Source organism: Catenuloplanes indicus (assembly GCF_030813715.1).
In the GTDB taxonomy this organism is placed as follows: Bacteria; Actinomycetota; Actinomycetes; order Mycobacteriales; family Micromonosporaceae; genus Catenuloplanes; species Catenuloplanes indicus.
Map to the genome: position 1 here is coordinate 8,999,404 of NZ_JAUSUZ010000001.1, position 14,632 is coordinate 9,014,035.

Below are 14,632 nucleotides of genomic sequence, written 5' to 3' on the forward strand. Positions count from 1 at the left end.
TCAGCCCGCCACGACCGTGATCGCGGCGGCCGGGCAGACCGCGGCGGCGGTGCGCGCCGCGGCCTGCTCCGGCGCGGCCGGCTCCGCGGACAGCAGGATCACCACGCCGTCGGAGTCCCGCTGGTCGAACGTGTGCGGCGCGGTCAGCACGCACTGACCAGCGCCGATGCACTTGTCCTCGTCGACGGAGATTTTCACGGCACCTCCACAATCGATACCGACCGATTGATTCCCGGTCGTCCTCGCCGTACGGTACCAAGTAATCAGACGTTGACTTAAGGGGAAGACGTGCCCGAGACGGAGAAAGTTCTCGATTACCCGTTCACCCCGCCGACCGCCGTGGACCCGCCCGCGGAGTGGGCCGAGCTGCGCGCCACCTGCCCCGTCGCGCACGTGCGCACCAGCACCGGGACGGACGCGCTGCTGGTCACGCGGTATGACGCGGTCCGCACCGTGCTCAGCGACCCGCGTTGCCTGCGGAACACGCCCGCGGGCGGCAGCATGGCCGGTGGCGGTGCCGCGTTCATGAACGACGAGGCCGGGCACATGCGCTGGCGCCGCCTGCTGAGCCGGTCGTTCACCGCCAAGCGGATGACCGCGATGCAGCCCGGCATCACCCGGATCGCGCACGATCTGATCGACGACATGGTGGACCGTGGCGCACCCGCCGACCTCCGGTCCGCACTGGGCTTCCCGCTGCCCGTCTTCGTCATCTGCGACCTGCTCGGCGTACCCGTGCAGGATCGGGAAAGATTTGCGCACTGGTCCGACCGGTTCCTCAACCTGACCCGGTTCACGCCCGGCGAGGTGCGTCGGTCCGGCGAGGAGCTGTGGGCCTACATGCGCGACCACGTGGCGGCCAAGCGTACGGAACCGGGCGACGATCTCCTCTCCGAACTCGTGACGGTGGTCGACTCGGCGGACGGCCGGCTGTCCGAGGAGGAGTTGATCTTCACGGGCCAGGGCCTGCTGATCGCCGGGCACGAGACCACCGCCAACATGATCGGCAAGATGGCCGCGATGCTGCTCTCCCGCCGCGAGCGCTGGGAGCGGCTGCTGGCCGAGCCCGGCCTGATCCAGCCGGCCGTGGAGGAGGTGCTGCGGTTCGACGCGAACCTCGGCTTCGGCATGCACCGCCTGATCACCGAGGACATGGAGATCGACGGCACGCTCGTCCCGGCCGGCACCCAGGTGCTGGCGTCCATGCCGTCGGCCAACCGGGACGAACGCGTCTTCGCCGACCCGGACGACATGGACCTCACGCGTACGCCGAACCCGCACCTGACGTTCGGTGCCGGCTCCCGGTCCTGCCTCGGTCAGTCGCTGGCCCGGGTGGAACTGCAGACCACGCTGCGCGTGCTGCTCGAGCGGCTCCCCGGCCTGGAGCTGGCCGTCCCGGTCGAGGAGCTGCGCCGCCGCGAGGGGCTGCTGGTCGGCGGCCTGGAGGAGGTGCCGGTCCGCTGGTGAGCCGCTCCGCGCCGGCGCGCGCCGGAGGTAGCGCACCACGTCCGCCGGCTCCGAGGCCGCGCAGCCGACGTAGTTGGATCCCGAGCACGGCCGCGGCCACCGGGAGCCGTTCCGCCCTCGTAGCTGTCCCGGATCCCGTCGTCGCCGGTGGTCCAGTTTCCAGCTGAGGTTGTACGCGTCCTGGATGCCGGTGTTGAGCCCCTGCGCGCCGGTCGGCGGATGCACGTGTGCGGCGTCGCCGGCCAGGAAGACGTCGCCGACCCGGAAGCGCCGCGCCATCCGGACGTTCGCCCGCCAGCGCGAGGTCCGACCGAGGTGCGCGGAGGCCGCCGCACGGCCGCGCTGGACCGTCGCCGTGGGTGCGGCCGGGCACGGGCAGCGGATCGGCTGCCCACGCCCGGCCGGACGGACTACCGGGAGCGGCCGCCCCGGCGGCTGGCGCCGACTCGGCTCCCGGCGGAGAAGGCGGCGGCACCGGTCGTGTGACGCGCCGCGGACTGACCTTCACGTGCACCGGCGGTCGCCTGCCGGCCGCTACCGGCCGCCTGACGGCTGCTACCGGCCGCCTGACGGCTGCTACCGGTTGCCTGACGACCGCTACGGCCGCCACCGGTTGCCTGTTGGGCGCCACGACCGCTGCCGGTTGCCCGCTGCGCCTCACGGCCGCCGCCCGCCACCTCCTGGCTTCCGCGGCCGGCGCCGGTCGCCTGCTGACTTCCGCGGCCGCGACGACCGCCGCCGTTCGCCTGCTCGGTCGCGGCCTGGCCGCCGCGAGTGCCGCCGGCCGCCCTGGACCGCCGCGGACGGCGCGGACCGCTCGTCTCCGCGGCGCCGGCCGACCGGGACCGCGACCGCGGCCGGCCGGAAGGCGGGGCGGGCTCGCCGGCGTCCGCGGCCGGCGGGGCGACCAGCGTGCGCGGCCCGGGTGCGATCTGGTGGAGGAGCGGATCGCCGGGCCGCATCCGGGTGATCGTGGCGGTGATGCCGGCCTGACGGGCGAGATGGCGCACGTCGTCGACCTGCTCGTCGGTCATCAGCGTGACGACCGTGCCGGTCGCGCCCGCCCGGGCGGTGCGGCCGGACCGGTGCAGGTACGCCTTGTACTCCGCCGGCGGGTCGGCGTGGACGACGAGCGCGACACCGTCGACGTGGATGCCGCGCGCCGCGATGTCGGTCGCGACCAGCGTGGTGGCGGTGCCGGTGGCGAATGCGTCCAGGTTGCGGCTGCGCGCGTTCTGCCCCAGGTTGCCGTGCAGCTCCATGGCGGGCACGCCGGCCGCGACGAGCTGGCGGGTGAGCGTCTTCGCCCGCCGTTTGGTCCGGGCGAAGACCAGCGTGCGGCCCGGCGCGGCGGCCAGATCGACCAGCACGGTCAGCATGTCCTGGTGGCCGATGTGCAGCATGTGGTGCGGCACGGTGACCGGTGCCGCCACGGTGTCGACGCTGTGCGTGACCGGGTCGGTGAGGTACCGCCGGACCAGGACGTCGACGCCGGCGTCCAGCGTGGCCGAGAAGAGCAGCCGCTGCGCCCGGCGCGGGGTCTGGTCGAGCAGCCGCCGGACGACCGGCAGGAAGCCGAGGTCGGCCATGTGGTCGGCCTCGTCGAGCACGGTGATCTCCACCGCGTCGAGGCTCGCGTGACCGCCGTCGATCAGGTCGAGGAGCCGGCCGGGACAGGCGACGACGATGTCGGCGCCGTCCCGCAACCCGGCGATCTGACGGTTCGCGTTGACCCCGCCGAACACCGTGAGCGTGCGCAGCGACACGGCCGCGGCCAGCGGCGCGATCGACGCCTCGATCTGGGTGGCGAGCTCGCGGGTCGGCGCCAGGATCAGGGCCCGCGGCCGTCCGCGGCGGCGCTGCGCGGGCCGCGCCAGCAGCCGGGCCAGCACCGGCACCACGAAGGCGTAGGTCTTGCCCGACCCGGTGCGCCCGCGGCCGAGGACGTCGCGTCCGGCGAGCGCGTCCGGCAGCGTCGCGGCCTGGATCGGGAACGGTGTGGTGACACCGTTCCCGGCCAGCGCCTCGACGATCGGAGCGGGCACGCCCAGCTCGCTGAACGTGGTGGGGGAAGCGGTCGAGCGGGGGCGGCGTGCCGCCATGCAGTCTCCGAACGTAAAAGGGTGCGCTGCCCGGCATCGGCCGGCGGCCGGGTGCACAGGAGCCGGCGGTCGCGCGGCGGGGCAGAGTCAGCACAAATGTACCCGCTCCCGGAGAACTCCAGGAGCGGGACTCGGTGCACGACGATCCAGCCCTAGCGCCGGATCGGCGCAGCGGACCGGTGGATGGGTGCCTCCAGGCCGGTCAGCGGGTGGCCGGTGCCGCCCCAGGTGGCGGCGATGATCTCGGCGGCGATGGAGACCGCGGTCTCCTCCGGTGTCCGGGCGCCGAGGTCGAGGCCGATCGGGGAGCGGAGGCGGGCCAGCGACGTCTCGGGGACGCCCGCGGCGCGCAGGCGTCTCATCCGGTCGTCATGGGTGGCGCGGCTGCCCATCGCGCCGATGTAGCCCGCCGGTGACCGCAGCGCCTCGGTCAGCAGCGGGACGTCGAACTTCGGGTCGTGGGTCAGCACGCACAGCACGGTCCGGGCGTCGACCTCGGTGGTCGCGAGATATTCGTGCGGCCACCGCACCACCACCTCGTCCGCGTCCGGGAAGCGGCGGCGCGTGGTGAACACCGGCCGGGCGTCGCACACCGTGACGTGGTAGCCGAGGAACGCGCCGATCCGGGACACCGCGGCCGCGAAGTCGATCGCGCCGAAGACGATCATGCGGGGTGGCGGCGCGAACGATTGCACGAACACGCGGCGGCCCTGTGCGCCGAGCGCGACCACACCGGTGGCGCCGGCCGCGAGCATGCCCGCGGCCTGGTCGGCCACCACCCGGTCGAAACCGTCGAGCGGGCCGTCGGCCGGTACGTGCAGCCGCCGCCCCGGACCGTCGCCGCCGTCCAGCATCGAGGCGGTCGCGATCGCCCGCCCCTCGCGTATCGCGGAGAGCACCCGGTCCGGCAGGCCGGTGTCCGGCTGAACCAGCACCTCGATGGTGCCGCCGCAGGTCAGGCCGACCGCGAACGCGTCGTCGTCGGCGACGCCATAGGTCTCCAGGACCGGCGTGCCGGTCTCCAGCACCGTGCGGGCCAGCTCGTAGACCGCGGCCTCGACACAGCCGCCGGAGACGCTGCCGAGCACCTCGCCGGTCTCCGCGACCGCCATCGCGGCGCCGGGCGGGCGGGGCGCGGACCGCCACGTCGACACCACGGTCGCGATCGCGAACCGCAGGCCGGCGGCCCGCCACTCCGCCAGCCCGGCGGCGATCTCCCTCACAGCAGTTTGTCCAGCGTGACGGGCAGGTCGCGGACGCGGCGGCCGGTCGCGTTGAAGACCGCGTTCGCGACCGCGGCCGCGACGCCGCTGGTGCCGAGCTCGCCGAGGCCGCGCGCGCCGAGCGGCGAGTGCGGGTCGGGGATGCCGGTCCAGATCACGTCGATGTCCGGTACGTCCAGGTGCGCGGGGATGTGGTAGTCGGCCAGCGACGGGTTCATGATCCGGCCGGTGCGCTCGTCGAACAGCGTCTCCTCGGTGAGCGCCACGCCCAAGCCCATGATCATGCCGCCGCGCAGCTGGCCGGCCGCGGTCTTCGGGTTGAGCACGGTGCCGCAGTCGAACGAGCCGAGCAGCCGGTCGACGCGCACCTCGCCGGTGACCTCGCTGACCCGCAGCTCGCAGAAGATCGCGGACGAGCTGTGCATCGTGTACTTGAGGAACTCCAGCGGCGGCGCGCCGGTGCCGGTGACGGTCACCTCGTCGCGGCCGGCCCGGGCCAGGATCGCCCGGTAGGTGTCGTGCCGGCCCGGGTCCGCGGCCAGCCCGCCGTCGGCCAGCCGCACCGCGGAGCCGCGCAGCCCGGCGAGCGGGCCGTCCGCGCCGGCGATCTTCAGCAACTCGTCGCGCAGCCGGTCGGCCGCGGAGATCACGGCCGCCAGGATCGACGCGGTCTGCGCGGAGCCGCCGGCCATCGGGCTGGCGGCCAGCGCGGAGTCGCCGAGCGTGAACGTGACCCGGTCCAGCGGCAGGCCGAGCCGGTCCGCGGCGTGCTGGGTCTGCACCGTGGTCGTGCCCATGCCCATGTCCTGCGCGGAGCAGGAGATCGCGACCGTGCCGTCCCGGCGCAGCGTGAGGCTGACGTTCGCGCCGGGCATCCGCGCGTACGGGAAGCCGCCGGACGCGCACCCCAGGCCGATCAGCCACTCGCCGTCGCGCCGCTCGCCGGGTTTCGCGGTCCGCCGGTCCCAGCCGAAGCGGGCGGCGCCGTCCACGTACGCCTGGTGCAGCGCGTGCTGCGAGAACGGCGCGCCGGAGATCGGGTGCCGGTCCGGCAGGTTGCGCAGGCGCAGCTCGACCGGGTCCGCGTCCATCGCGGCCGCGAGCTCGTCGATCGCGCTCTCCACCGCGAACGTGCCGATCGTCTCGCCGGGCGTGCGCATGAACGTGTTCGGCACGACGTCCAGATCCAGGTGCCGGTGCAGAAGTTCGAAACTGTCCGCCCGGTACGCCGTGCGCGTACCCATGGTGAACTGCTCCGGGCACGCGCCGTACGTGGGCATCACGGTGTACCCGGTGTGGATGATCGCGGTGAACCGGCCGTCCGCGTCCGCGCCGACCGCCACCCGCTGCTCCGACGGGCTGCGCCCGCCGATGATCCGGTAGACGCCCTCGCGGGACAGCCGCAGCCGCACCGGCCGCCCGGCCACCCGGGCCGCCGCGACCGCGATGATCTGGTGGTCCCACAGTCCCTTGCCGCCGAACCCACCGCCGATGAACGGCGAGATCACCCGCACCTGCTCGTTCTTCAGGCCGAACACGGTGGCCAGCGCGCGCGCCTCCGGGACGATGGCCTGCGTGGTGTCGTGCACCAGCAGCGAGTCACCGTCCCAGGCCGCGGTCACGCCGTGCAGCTCGATCGCGTTGTGGTTGTGGCCCGGCGTCCGGTAGACGTTGTCCACCCGGTGCACGGCCGCGCTGAGCCGCCGCTCGGCGCCACCGACCGACACGTGGTTCTTCTCGATCAGGATCGACGCCGGGGTACGGGCGGTCGCCTTCGCGTCCGCGAACCGGGTCGCCGCGGGCTGCGCCGCGTAGTCGATCTCGATCAGCGACGCCGCGTGGTCCGCCTGCTCCTGCGTCTCGGCCAGCACGGCCGCGACGACCTGCCCGTTGTAGCGCACCTCGGCGTCCTGCATGATCGGCAACCCGCTGCTGCCGGGCGCGAACAGGTTCGCGCCGCCGGGCATCGGGACGATGCCGAGCCGGGGCATGTTCCGGTACGTCAGGACCAGCGCCACGCCCGGCGCGGCCTCGGCGGCGCGCGTGTCCAAGCGGGTGATCCGGCCGCGGGTGACCGTGCTGTGCACCAGCGCGGCGCTGAGCTGTCCGGGCAGCACGGTCTCGGTCACGAACGGCGCCCGGCCGGTGACCTTCAGCGGGCCGTCCAGCCGGGACGTCGGCCGCCCCAGCTCGGCCTGCCGCTCGATCAGCGGGTCCGGTGCGCCGCCGCCGGGCAGCATCCGGTCCGGCAGCCAGCCGGCCACCCGCCGGGCCGACCCGATCACCACGTTCTGCACCCTGCTCATGCGGTCTCTCCACGAAGCTCGGCCAGGAGCGCGGACACCGTACGGCGTACCAGCTCGACTTTGAAGGTGTTGCCGGGCAGCGGCGTGGCGTGCGCCAGTTCCGCGTCGATCGCCGCGGTGATCGCCTCGTCCGTGGGCCGGGTGCCGCGCAGCGCGTCCTCGGTGCGGTGCGCCCGCCACGGTTTCGGCGCGACGCCGCCGAGCGCGATCCGTACGTCGTGCACGACGCCGTCCCGGATCTCCACCGCGGCCGCCACCGACACCAGCGCGAACGCGTAACTGGCCCGGTCGCGGACCTTCCGGTACGCCGACGTGGCCGCGAACGGCGACGGCGGCAGCTCGATCCAGACGATCACCTCGTCCGGCGACAGCGCGGTCTCCAGGTCCGGCCGGCCGCCGGGCAGCCGGTGGAACTCGCCGATCGGGATCGTCCGGTCGCCGTCCCGCCCGGTCACCACCACGCGCGCGTCCAGCGCGGCCAGCGCCACGGCCATGTCCGACGGGTGCGCCGCGATGCACTCCGGCGACGTACCGAAGATCGAGTGGTAGCGGGTGAAGCCACCGATCGCGTCGCAGCCGCTGCCCGGCACGCGCTTGTTGCAGCGGGAACCGGCCGCATCCGCGAAGTACGCGCAGCGGGTGCGCTGCATCAGGTTCCCGCCGGCCGTGGCCATGTTCCGGATCTGCGCGGACGCACCGGCCAGGATCGCCCGGGACAGCATCGGGTGGTCGCGCCGGACCAGCGGGTGCGCCGCGATCGCGCTGTTCCGCGCGGCCGCGCCGATCCGCAGCCCGCCGTCCGCGGCCGGGGTGATCGTGTCCGGCAGCAGGCCGGTCACGTCCAGCAGCCCGGCCGGGGACTCCACGCCCTTGCGCATCAGGTCGACCAGGTTGGTGCCGCCGCCGAGCAGCCGCCAGCCGTCCGAGCCGGCCGCCGCGACCGCGTCCGCGATCGACGTGGGACGGCGATAGGTAACCGGGTTCATGCCGCCCGCCCCTCCGCCACCTGCATGATCGCGTCGACGATGCCGTGGTGCGCGCCGCACCGGCACAGGTTGCCGCTCATCCGCTCGCGTACCTCCGTCCGGGACAGCGCCACGTGCTCCGCGCCGAGGTCGGCCGTGACGTAGCTGGGGACGCCCGCGCGGACCTCGTCGAGCATGGCCGCGGCCGCGCAGATCTGGCCCGGCGTGCAGTAACCGCACTGCAGGCCGTCCCGTTCCACGAACGCGTCCTGCAGCGGATGCGACTCCAGCCCTTCGATCGTGGTGACCGACCGCCCGGCCGCCTGCGCCGCCAGCGTCAGGCAGGAGAGCACGCGGTCGCCGTCGACCAGCACCGTGCACGCGCCGCACGCGCCCTGATTGCAGCCGACCTTCGTACCGGTCAGGTGTAGATGGTCACGCAGCAGGTCGAGCAGGGAGACACGTGCGTCCTCCGGGGCCGCCACGTCCGTACCGTTGACTGTGATGTGCTCCATCTCTTCACCGTAGAAACCGCACCGCGTACCGTGAATGCCTGTGAGTTCGGATTTTCTTCGCGTGCGTCCGGGAGACCCGCTCTCCGAGGTGCTCGACCTCGTCGACGTCCGCGGCGTGATATCGGGCGGTTCCGCGGTCAGCGGCGCCTGGGTGTCCCCGGAGCTCGACATGAGCGGGGCGCTGAAGTTCATGGCCGTGGTCCGCGGCGGGATGCGCGTGCACGCCGCCGGCCTGTCCGGCCCGGTCGAGCTGACCGCCGGTGACGTCGCCGTGCTCAACCACCGCGATCGCGTGGTCCTGGAGAGTATCACGCCGCGCGGCCTGCCGCGGCGGGTCATCGACGAGGTCGACGTCGACGACGACGTGGTCGCGCTGTTCGGCTCGGCTCAGGACGCCGACGACATCATGGTGGGCGGGCACGTCGACCTGAACCCGGCCGGTCACGCGCTGCTCGCCCCCGTGCTGCCGCCGGTGGCGCACGTGCGCGCGTCCGCGCCCGCCGCCACCGGCGTGCGCCGGATACTCGACCGGCTGTTCGAGGAACTGCTGGCCGAGCGCGTCGGGTCCAGCTTCGCGATCCGGCAGTACGGCCAGCTGTTCGTCCTGGAGCTGCTGCGCGCCTACATGCACCAGACCGACCTGCCACCCGGCTGGCTGCGCGTCTCCATCGACGAGCAACTACGCCCCACGCTGGCCCTGATGCACGGCGAACCGGCTCGCCGCCCGAGCGTCGACGAGCTGGCCCGCGCCGCGTCGATGTCCCGCACGTCGTTCGCGGAACGGTTCCGGGCGGTGGCCGGGATGCCGCCGGTGGCGTACATGAGCCGGTGGCGGATGCTGCACGCGCAGCGCGCACTGCGGGACAGCGACATCGGCGTGGGCGCGCTGGCCAGCCACCTCGGGTACGCGTCGGAAAGCGCGTTCAGCACCGCGTTCAAGCGCGAGATCGGCGAGTCGCCGCTGCGTTTCCGCCAGCGCCAGCGCCGCGCGATCGCCGGACGTCACTCCTCCGGCGGCGGCTCGGCGTAGGCCTCCGTCGGTCTCAGCGGCGCCGCGGACGGATCGGTCACCGACGGCCCGCCCGAGCAACCGGAGCGCGTCACCGCCGCGCTCGACGCGCTGCACGGTGAACACCCGTTCCTCGTCCGCGGCTACCTGCACTACAGCGACGCGGCGCCGGGCACGGTTCAGGCGCCACCGGAGCCCGCCCGGTACGCGACCGGCCGGCGGCGCCTCGACCTCGTGCTGTGCTTCCGGGAACCCGGCCATGACCTCAGCGGCTGGCTGGAGTTCATCCGCGCGCAGATCCGCCGGTACGCCGGATGCCTGGCCACCCTGCAGATCACCGAGGAGGCCAACCACGCCGGCCCCGGCGGCGACGGTGGCTTCCCGGCCGTGCGGCAGGCGCTGGTCGACGGCGTCATCGCCGCGAAACGCGAGGTGCGGCGGCACGGACTCGACGTCCGGATCGGCTGCAACTCCACCGCCGTGTTCGACCCGGCCCAGGAATTCTGGACCGACCTGGGCCGTCGCGGCGGTGACGAGTGCCGGTCCGCCCTGGACTACGCGGGACTGGGCTTCTTCCCCGACGTCTTCCAGCCGGTCCCGGCCGGCCGTCTGCCCGAGACCGTCGCGGGCGTCCTCGCGCTGTTCCGCCGGCGGAGCCTCGCCGTGGCGGGCATCGCGGAGTCGGTGCCGATCCACATCACCGAGCACGGCTGGGGCACCGTACTCCCGGCAGGCCGAGGTGCTCGACACCGTCGTGCGCACCGTCGACGCGCACAGCGGCGAACTCAACATCACCACGTACGAGCACTTAGCGCTGCGGGACGCGAACACCGGCACCGGCCATCCGCTGTTCCAGCTCGGCATCCTCGACTCGCGGTACCGGCCGAAGCCGGCGGCCAGTACCTACCGGCGCCTCATCGAGGAACTGAGCGTACGGCCCGTGGAGGTACCGGCATCGCATCGATCCCCGTTCTCGTCCCTCCGGTAGCCACCGCTAGGATCTGCAACGTTTTTGGCGTGTAACGGGGAGGAAGATCCATATGCGATGGAAGGCATCGGCGGGCGTCCTGGTGGCGCTGGCCTTTCTGATTCCGGCGGCACCGGCGTCGGCGCAGGCCGCACAGCCGGGGCTCGACAAGACCTGCCAGACGGTCGAGCGCACGGTGTACAAGGACATCCGCGAGCTCATCACCATTGATCTGGAGACCGCCACCGACACGGAGGTGCGGGTGGTGGCCAACCAGGTCCTGTCCCAGGCGAAGGCCGAGTCCCTGCCGGTGCTGACCGATGCCGTGCAGAAGCAGCTGGACGGCACGCCGGAGGGCCTGCGCACGTTCCTCCGGGACGACGTGGAGAACGCCTGGTCGGTGGCGCTGCGGATCATGGTGGGCCGGACGTTGACGGACGCCGGCAAGAACGTGCAGGCCGCCGCGCAGAAGGTGCTCGGCGCCGGCAGCATCGAGACCTACCTGGCGTACCTGAACGAGGGCGTGTACGCGGCACGTGAGCTGGACTGCGCGTCCCAGCCCACCCCGACGCCGACCGTCACGCCCGGCACCGGCGCCACGCCCAGCGCTTCGGCGACCGCCGCACCGACCGCCACCTCCTCGGACGCCGCGGCGCCCGGTGGCGAGGGCGGCGGCCTGCCGGTGACCGGCGCGAACACCGCGGTCGTGGCCGCGGTCGGCGTCGCGATCCTGGCCCTCGGCGGCGTCGCGTTCTGGATCGGCCGCCGTCGCCGGTCCCGCTTCGTGGCCTAGCCGGCCCGGCCCGCCCGGCTGGACACCTCGTCCGGCCGGGCGGGCTCAGCGGTGGTCCGGCCGGGCGAGCTCGGCATGTCGCGGCCGGCCGGGGGCGGCGCAGGACGGGCGCAGCAGCACCGCGAGGCCGGCACCGGCGGCCGCGAGGAGCGCGCCCGCGTACCCGTTGACGGGGTATCCCAGGCCCGTCGCGAGCAGTGCGCCACCGGCCGAGGTACCGATGACGTTGGCCAGGTTGACGGCGGACTGGTTGAGCGCGGCGGCGACCGCGGGCGCGTGCGGTGCCACGTCCATCAGCCGCAGCTGCAGCGACGCGAACATGAACAGCTGCACCAGGCCGATAGCGAACGCACCGGCGAACGGTGCTCACGACGCGTCCATCATGGCCGCGAAGCCGGCGAGCACCGCGCAGGCCGCGACGCCGCCGATCGGCACGGCGCGGGCCACGTCCCAGTCGGCGGCCCGGCCACCGGCGATCGCGCCGGCCGTCATCCCGGCGCCGTAGAGCATCAGCACGACCGGCGTCGCGTCCGCGGGCAGCCCGGCGACGTCCGTGGTGATCGGCGCGATGAAGCTGAGCACGCAGTAGAGACCGGCGAACGCGCTCGCGGCGACTGCGAAGCCGGCCCACAGGCCGGGCGAGCGCAGCGCGGCCACGGGCAGCACCGTCCCGCCGGTGTCGCGTGGCACGAACGTCAGGACCGCGGCGAACGCGGCCACGAAGACCAGCACGGCGAGCGCCAGTGCCGCCCGCCAGCTGAGCGCCTGACCGAGGAAGATCGCCGACGGTACGCCGACGATGCTCGCGATCGTCTGTCCGATCCCGACCAGCGCGGTCGCCCGGCCCCGGCGCTCCCGGGGCACCAGCGACGCCGCGGTGGCTGCCGCCAGCGCGAGGTAGGCGCCGTGCGGCAGGCCCGCGACGAACCGGGCCAGGCAGAACAGCGCCAGGTTCGGTGCGGCCAGTGCGGCCGTGTTGCCGGCGATGAACAGCAGCAGCGTGGCCGGCAGCAGGCGATGGCGCGGCACCCGGGCACCCGCGATCGTGATCAGTGGCACGCCGGCGACCACGCCGAGCGCGTACAGCGAGATCGCGGTGCCGACCGCGGCCGGGCTCGTCTGCAGGTCGGCCGCGACCCGGCCGAGCAGGCCGGTCACGGTCATCTCCGCGATGCCGATCCCGAACGCGCCGAGCGCCTCCCGAACTGGACGAAACGTTTCGCCCAACGAAACGCCGCGTCCCGACTGACGCAACATATGGCGGGCGAAACGATTCGCTCAAGGGCGGCTCACCAGTCGTGCACGGTCCCGTCCGCCAGCCGGTTCACCGGCAGGTACGCGGGGGAGTACGGGTGCGCGGCCGCCAGTTCCTCGTCCAGCTCCACGCCGATCCCCGGCGCCTCGCCCGGGTGCAGGTGACCGTCGTCGAACGTGAACGCGTGCCGGAACACCTCGTGCGTCAGCGGCGTGTAGCCGGAATACTCCTGGATGCCGAAGTTGTGGATCGCCAGGTCGAGATGGATCGCCGCGGCCATGCCGACCGGCGAGATGTCCTCCGGCCCGTGGATCGCGCTCTTGATCTGCCGGGTGGCCGCGTAGTCGAACAGCTTCCGCAGCGGGGAGACGCCGCCGAAGTGCGTCACTGCGGACCGGACGTAGTCGATCAGGCGTTCGTCGATCAACGTCTGGTAGTCGAAGACCGTGTTGAAGACCTCGCCGATCGCCAGCGGCGTCGTGGTGTGCTGACGCACCAGCCGCAGGCCCGACTGGTCCTCCGCCGGTGTGCAGTCCTCCAGCCAGAACAGGTCGTACCGCTCGATCTCCCTGCCGAGCCGCGCGGCCTGCTGCGGCGTGAGCCGGTGGTGCGCGTCGTGCAGCAGCGGCAGGTCCGGCCCGAACTCGGCGCGTACCGCCTCCAGCACGCGCGGGAGGTGCCGCATGTACCGCCCGGTGTCCCAGTCCTCGACGACCGGCAGTGCCCGCGCGTCGACCCGCACGCCGTCCGCGGTCGCGGGCGCGATCGCAGTGCCGGCGTGCACGCCGTACACGGTCTCCAGGCCCGGCACGCCGGTCTGCACGCGTACGGACCGGTAGCCCTCGGCCAGCCGGGCCCGCACGGAGTCGAGCAGCTCCGGGATGTCCCGCCCGTTCGCGTGGCCGTAGGTGCGCACCCGGTCCCGGGACGCGCCGCCGAACAGCTGGTAGAGCGGCAATCCGGCGACCTTGGCCTTGATGTCCCAGAGCGCCACGTCGACCGCGGCGATCGCGGCCATGGTGACCGGCCCGCGCCGCCAGTAGGCACCGCGGTACAGCGACTGCCAGGTGTCCTCGATCCGGTGCGGATCAAGACCGATCAGCAACGGTACGACGTGATCACGCAGGTAGGAGACGACGGACAGCTCGCGCCCGTTGAGCGTGGCGTCGCCGAGCCCGGTCACCCCCTCGTCCGTGGTGATCTTGAGCGTGACGAAGTTGCGCCCGGGGCTGCTGACGATCACGGTGGCGTCGACGATCTCCATGATGGAATCCTTCCGTCCGTGGTGGGGCCGCCCGGCCGGCTCCCGCGCGGACGGCGGCTTCGCGCCCGCGGCCGGCGTGCCGCCGTGGAGGTCGTGCGCCGGCCGCCGGCGATGCGTTCCGTGAGCGGACCGCGGGGAAGGTCCGTGCACGGACGCCGGCTCACGAGACCGTGCACAGCGCGCGGACGGCGCGCGTGACCGCGGCCGCCAGCCCGTCCGGCGGACCGGGGAACGCGAGCTGGTGCAGGATCAGGCCGTCCAGGAAGTCCATCAGCGCGTCGCACTCCCGCTCCGGCTCGGCCGCGCCGCTCGCCCGCAGCAGGCCGGCGGCCCAGGCCCGCAGCTCGCGCGCGGACGCACCGAGCGGGCCCTGCAACGCCGGGCGCAGCGCGGCCTCGACGAACAGCGCGTACCGGGCGATCGTCACGGCGCGGTCCGGGCCGAGCGCGCGGTGCACGTACCCGGTCAGCACCGTGGCCAGCGCGTCCGCGCCGGCCGGGTGCACCAGCCCGGCGATCGCGGTCCAGGCGGCCCGGTCCCGCTCGGCGAAGCGCGCGGTGACCGCGCCGATCAGCGCGTCCCGGGTCTTGAAGTAGTTCGCGGCCGACCCGGCCGGCAGCGCGGCGGCCGCGTCCACCGCGCGGTGGGTCAGCGCGCGCGTCCCCTGCCGGCCGAGGACGTCGATGGCGGCATCGAGCAGCTGCTCCTGGCGGGTCGGCACCCGGACACCCTAACGGATCACAACAGATGTTGTTAATAAACAACG

The 14,632-nt window shown here is 73.6% G+C and carries 14 protein-coding genes and 1 pseudogene; 4 read left to right on the forward strand and 11 right to left on the reverse strand.

The annotated features are described in order from the left end of the window. Positions 1–198 (reverse strand): ferredoxin, encoded by a 198-nt coding sequence (locus tag J2S42_RS40345; RefSeq protein ID WP_307248146.1) that lies wholly within the window; start codon positions 196–198, stop codon positions 1–3. Positions 199–288: 90 nt separating this feature from the next. Between J2S42_RS40345 and J2S42_RS40350 the strand changes: the two genes are divergently transcribed. After that, on the forward strand, positions 289–1,467 hold the full coding sequence (locus tag J2S42_RS40350) for a cytochrome P450 (protein ID WP_307248148.1): 1,179 nt from the start codon (positions 289–291) through the stop codon (positions 1,465–1,467). Positions 1,468–1,620: 153 nt separating this feature from the next. Here J2S42_RS40350 and J2S42_RS42155 read toward each other — a convergent pair. The 6 genes and pseudogenes from J2S42_RS42155 to J2S42_RS40380 all read right to left on the reverse strand — a co-directional run. Continuing rightward, positions 1,621–1,749, reverse strand: a pseudogene (locus J2S42_RS42155) (FAD-dependent monooxygenase); the annotation flags it as partial. A gap of 128 nt (positions 1,750–1,877) precedes the next feature. Beyond that, a complete protein-coding gene (locus J2S42_RS40360) occupies positions 1,878–3,569 on the reverse strand; it encodes a DEAD/DEAH box helicase (RefSeq protein ID WP_307248150.1) in 1,692 nt (563 codons plus the stop codon). A 152-nt stretch (positions 3,570–3,721) separates the two neighbouring features. Then, entirely contained in the window at positions 3,722–4,792 is a 1,071-nt protein-coding gene (locus J2S42_RS40365; RefSeq protein ID WP_307248152.1) for an XdhC family protein, read from the reverse strand. Then, the gene (locus J2S42_RS40370; protein WP_307248154.1) at positions 4,789–7,098 is read right to left on the reverse strand and encodes a xanthine dehydrogenase family protein molybdopterin-binding subunit; all 2,310 of its coding nucleotides are present in this window, start codon (positions 7,096–7,098) and stop codon (positions 4,789–4,791) included. Before J2S42_RS40370 ends, J2S42_RS40365 begins: the two co-directional genes overlap by 4 nt. Next, positions 7,095–8,084 (reverse strand): FAD binding domain-containing protein, encoded by a 990-nt coding sequence (locus J2S42_RS40375; RefSeq protein WP_307248155.1) that lies wholly within the window; start codon positions 8,082–8,084, stop codon positions 7,095–7,097. The genes J2S42_RS40370 and J2S42_RS40375 overlap by 4 nt, the downstream gene beginning before the upstream one ends. Next, a complete protein-coding gene (locus tag J2S42_RS40380) occupies positions 8,081–8,578 on the reverse strand; it encodes a 2Fe-2S iron-sulfur cluster-binding protein (RefSeq protein WP_307248157.1) in 498 nt (165 codons plus the stop codon). The genes J2S42_RS40375 and J2S42_RS40380 overlap by 4 nt, the downstream gene beginning before the upstream one ends. 61 nt (positions 8,579–8,639) lie before the next feature. Here J2S42_RS40380 and J2S42_RS40385 point away from each other — a divergent pair, with 61 nt between their 5' ends. From J2S42_RS40385 to J2S42_RS40395, 3 genes are all read left to right on the forward strand, one after another. Continuing rightward, a complete protein-coding gene (locus J2S42_RS40385) occupies positions 8,640–9,608 on the forward strand; it encodes an AraC family transcriptional regulator (RefSeq protein WP_307248159.1) in 969 nt (322 codons plus the stop codon). A gap of 718 nt (positions 9,609–10,326) precedes the next feature. Next, positions 10,327–10,575, forward strand: a complete 249-nt coding sequence (locus J2S42_RS40390) for a hypothetical protein (RefSeq protein WP_307248162.1) — start codon at positions 10,327–10,329, stop codon at positions 10,573–10,575. A gap of 52 nt (positions 10,576–10,627) precedes the next feature. After that, positions 10,628–11,347 carry an LPXTG cell wall anchor domain-containing protein gene (locus J2S42_RS40395; RefSeq protein ID WP_307248164.1) on the forward strand — a complete coding sequence of 240 codons (720 nt, stop codon included), beginning with the start codon at positions 10,628–10,630 and terminating at the stop codon, positions 11,345–11,347. A 45-nt stretch (positions 11,348–11,392) separates the two neighbouring features. On the opposite strand, the gene J2S42_RS40400 is transcribed toward J2S42_RS40395, so the two are convergent. The 4 genes from J2S42_RS40400 to J2S42_RS40415 all read right to left on the reverse strand — a co-directional run bounded on the left by J2S42_RS40400 (position 11,393) and on the right by J2S42_RS40415 (position 14,587). After that, positions 11,393–11,680, reverse strand: coding sequence for a hypothetical protein (locus J2S42_RS40400; RefSeq protein WP_307248166.1), 288 nt, complete (start codon positions 11,678–11,680; stop codon positions 11,393–11,395). Between the two features lie 33 nt (positions 11,681–11,713). Further along, a complete protein-coding gene (locus J2S42_RS40405) occupies positions 11,714–12,574 on the reverse strand; it encodes an MFS transporter (RefSeq protein ID WP_307248168.1) in 861 nt (286 codons plus the stop codon). Positions 12,575–12,636: 62 nt separating this feature from the next. After that, the gene (gene manD / locus J2S42_RS40410; protein WP_307248170.1) at positions 12,637–13,866 is read right to left on the reverse strand and encodes a D-mannonate dehydratase ManD; all 1,230 of its coding nucleotides are present in this window, start codon (positions 13,864–13,866) and stop codon (positions 12,637–12,639) included. A gap of 160 nt (positions 13,867–14,026) precedes the next feature. Then, positions 14,027–14,587, reverse strand: a complete 561-nt coding sequence (locus tag J2S42_RS40415) for a TetR/AcrR family transcriptional regulator (RefSeq protein WP_307248172.1) — start codon at positions 14,585–14,587, stop codon at positions 14,027–14,029. Positions 14,588–14,632: the final 45 nt, after the last annotated feature.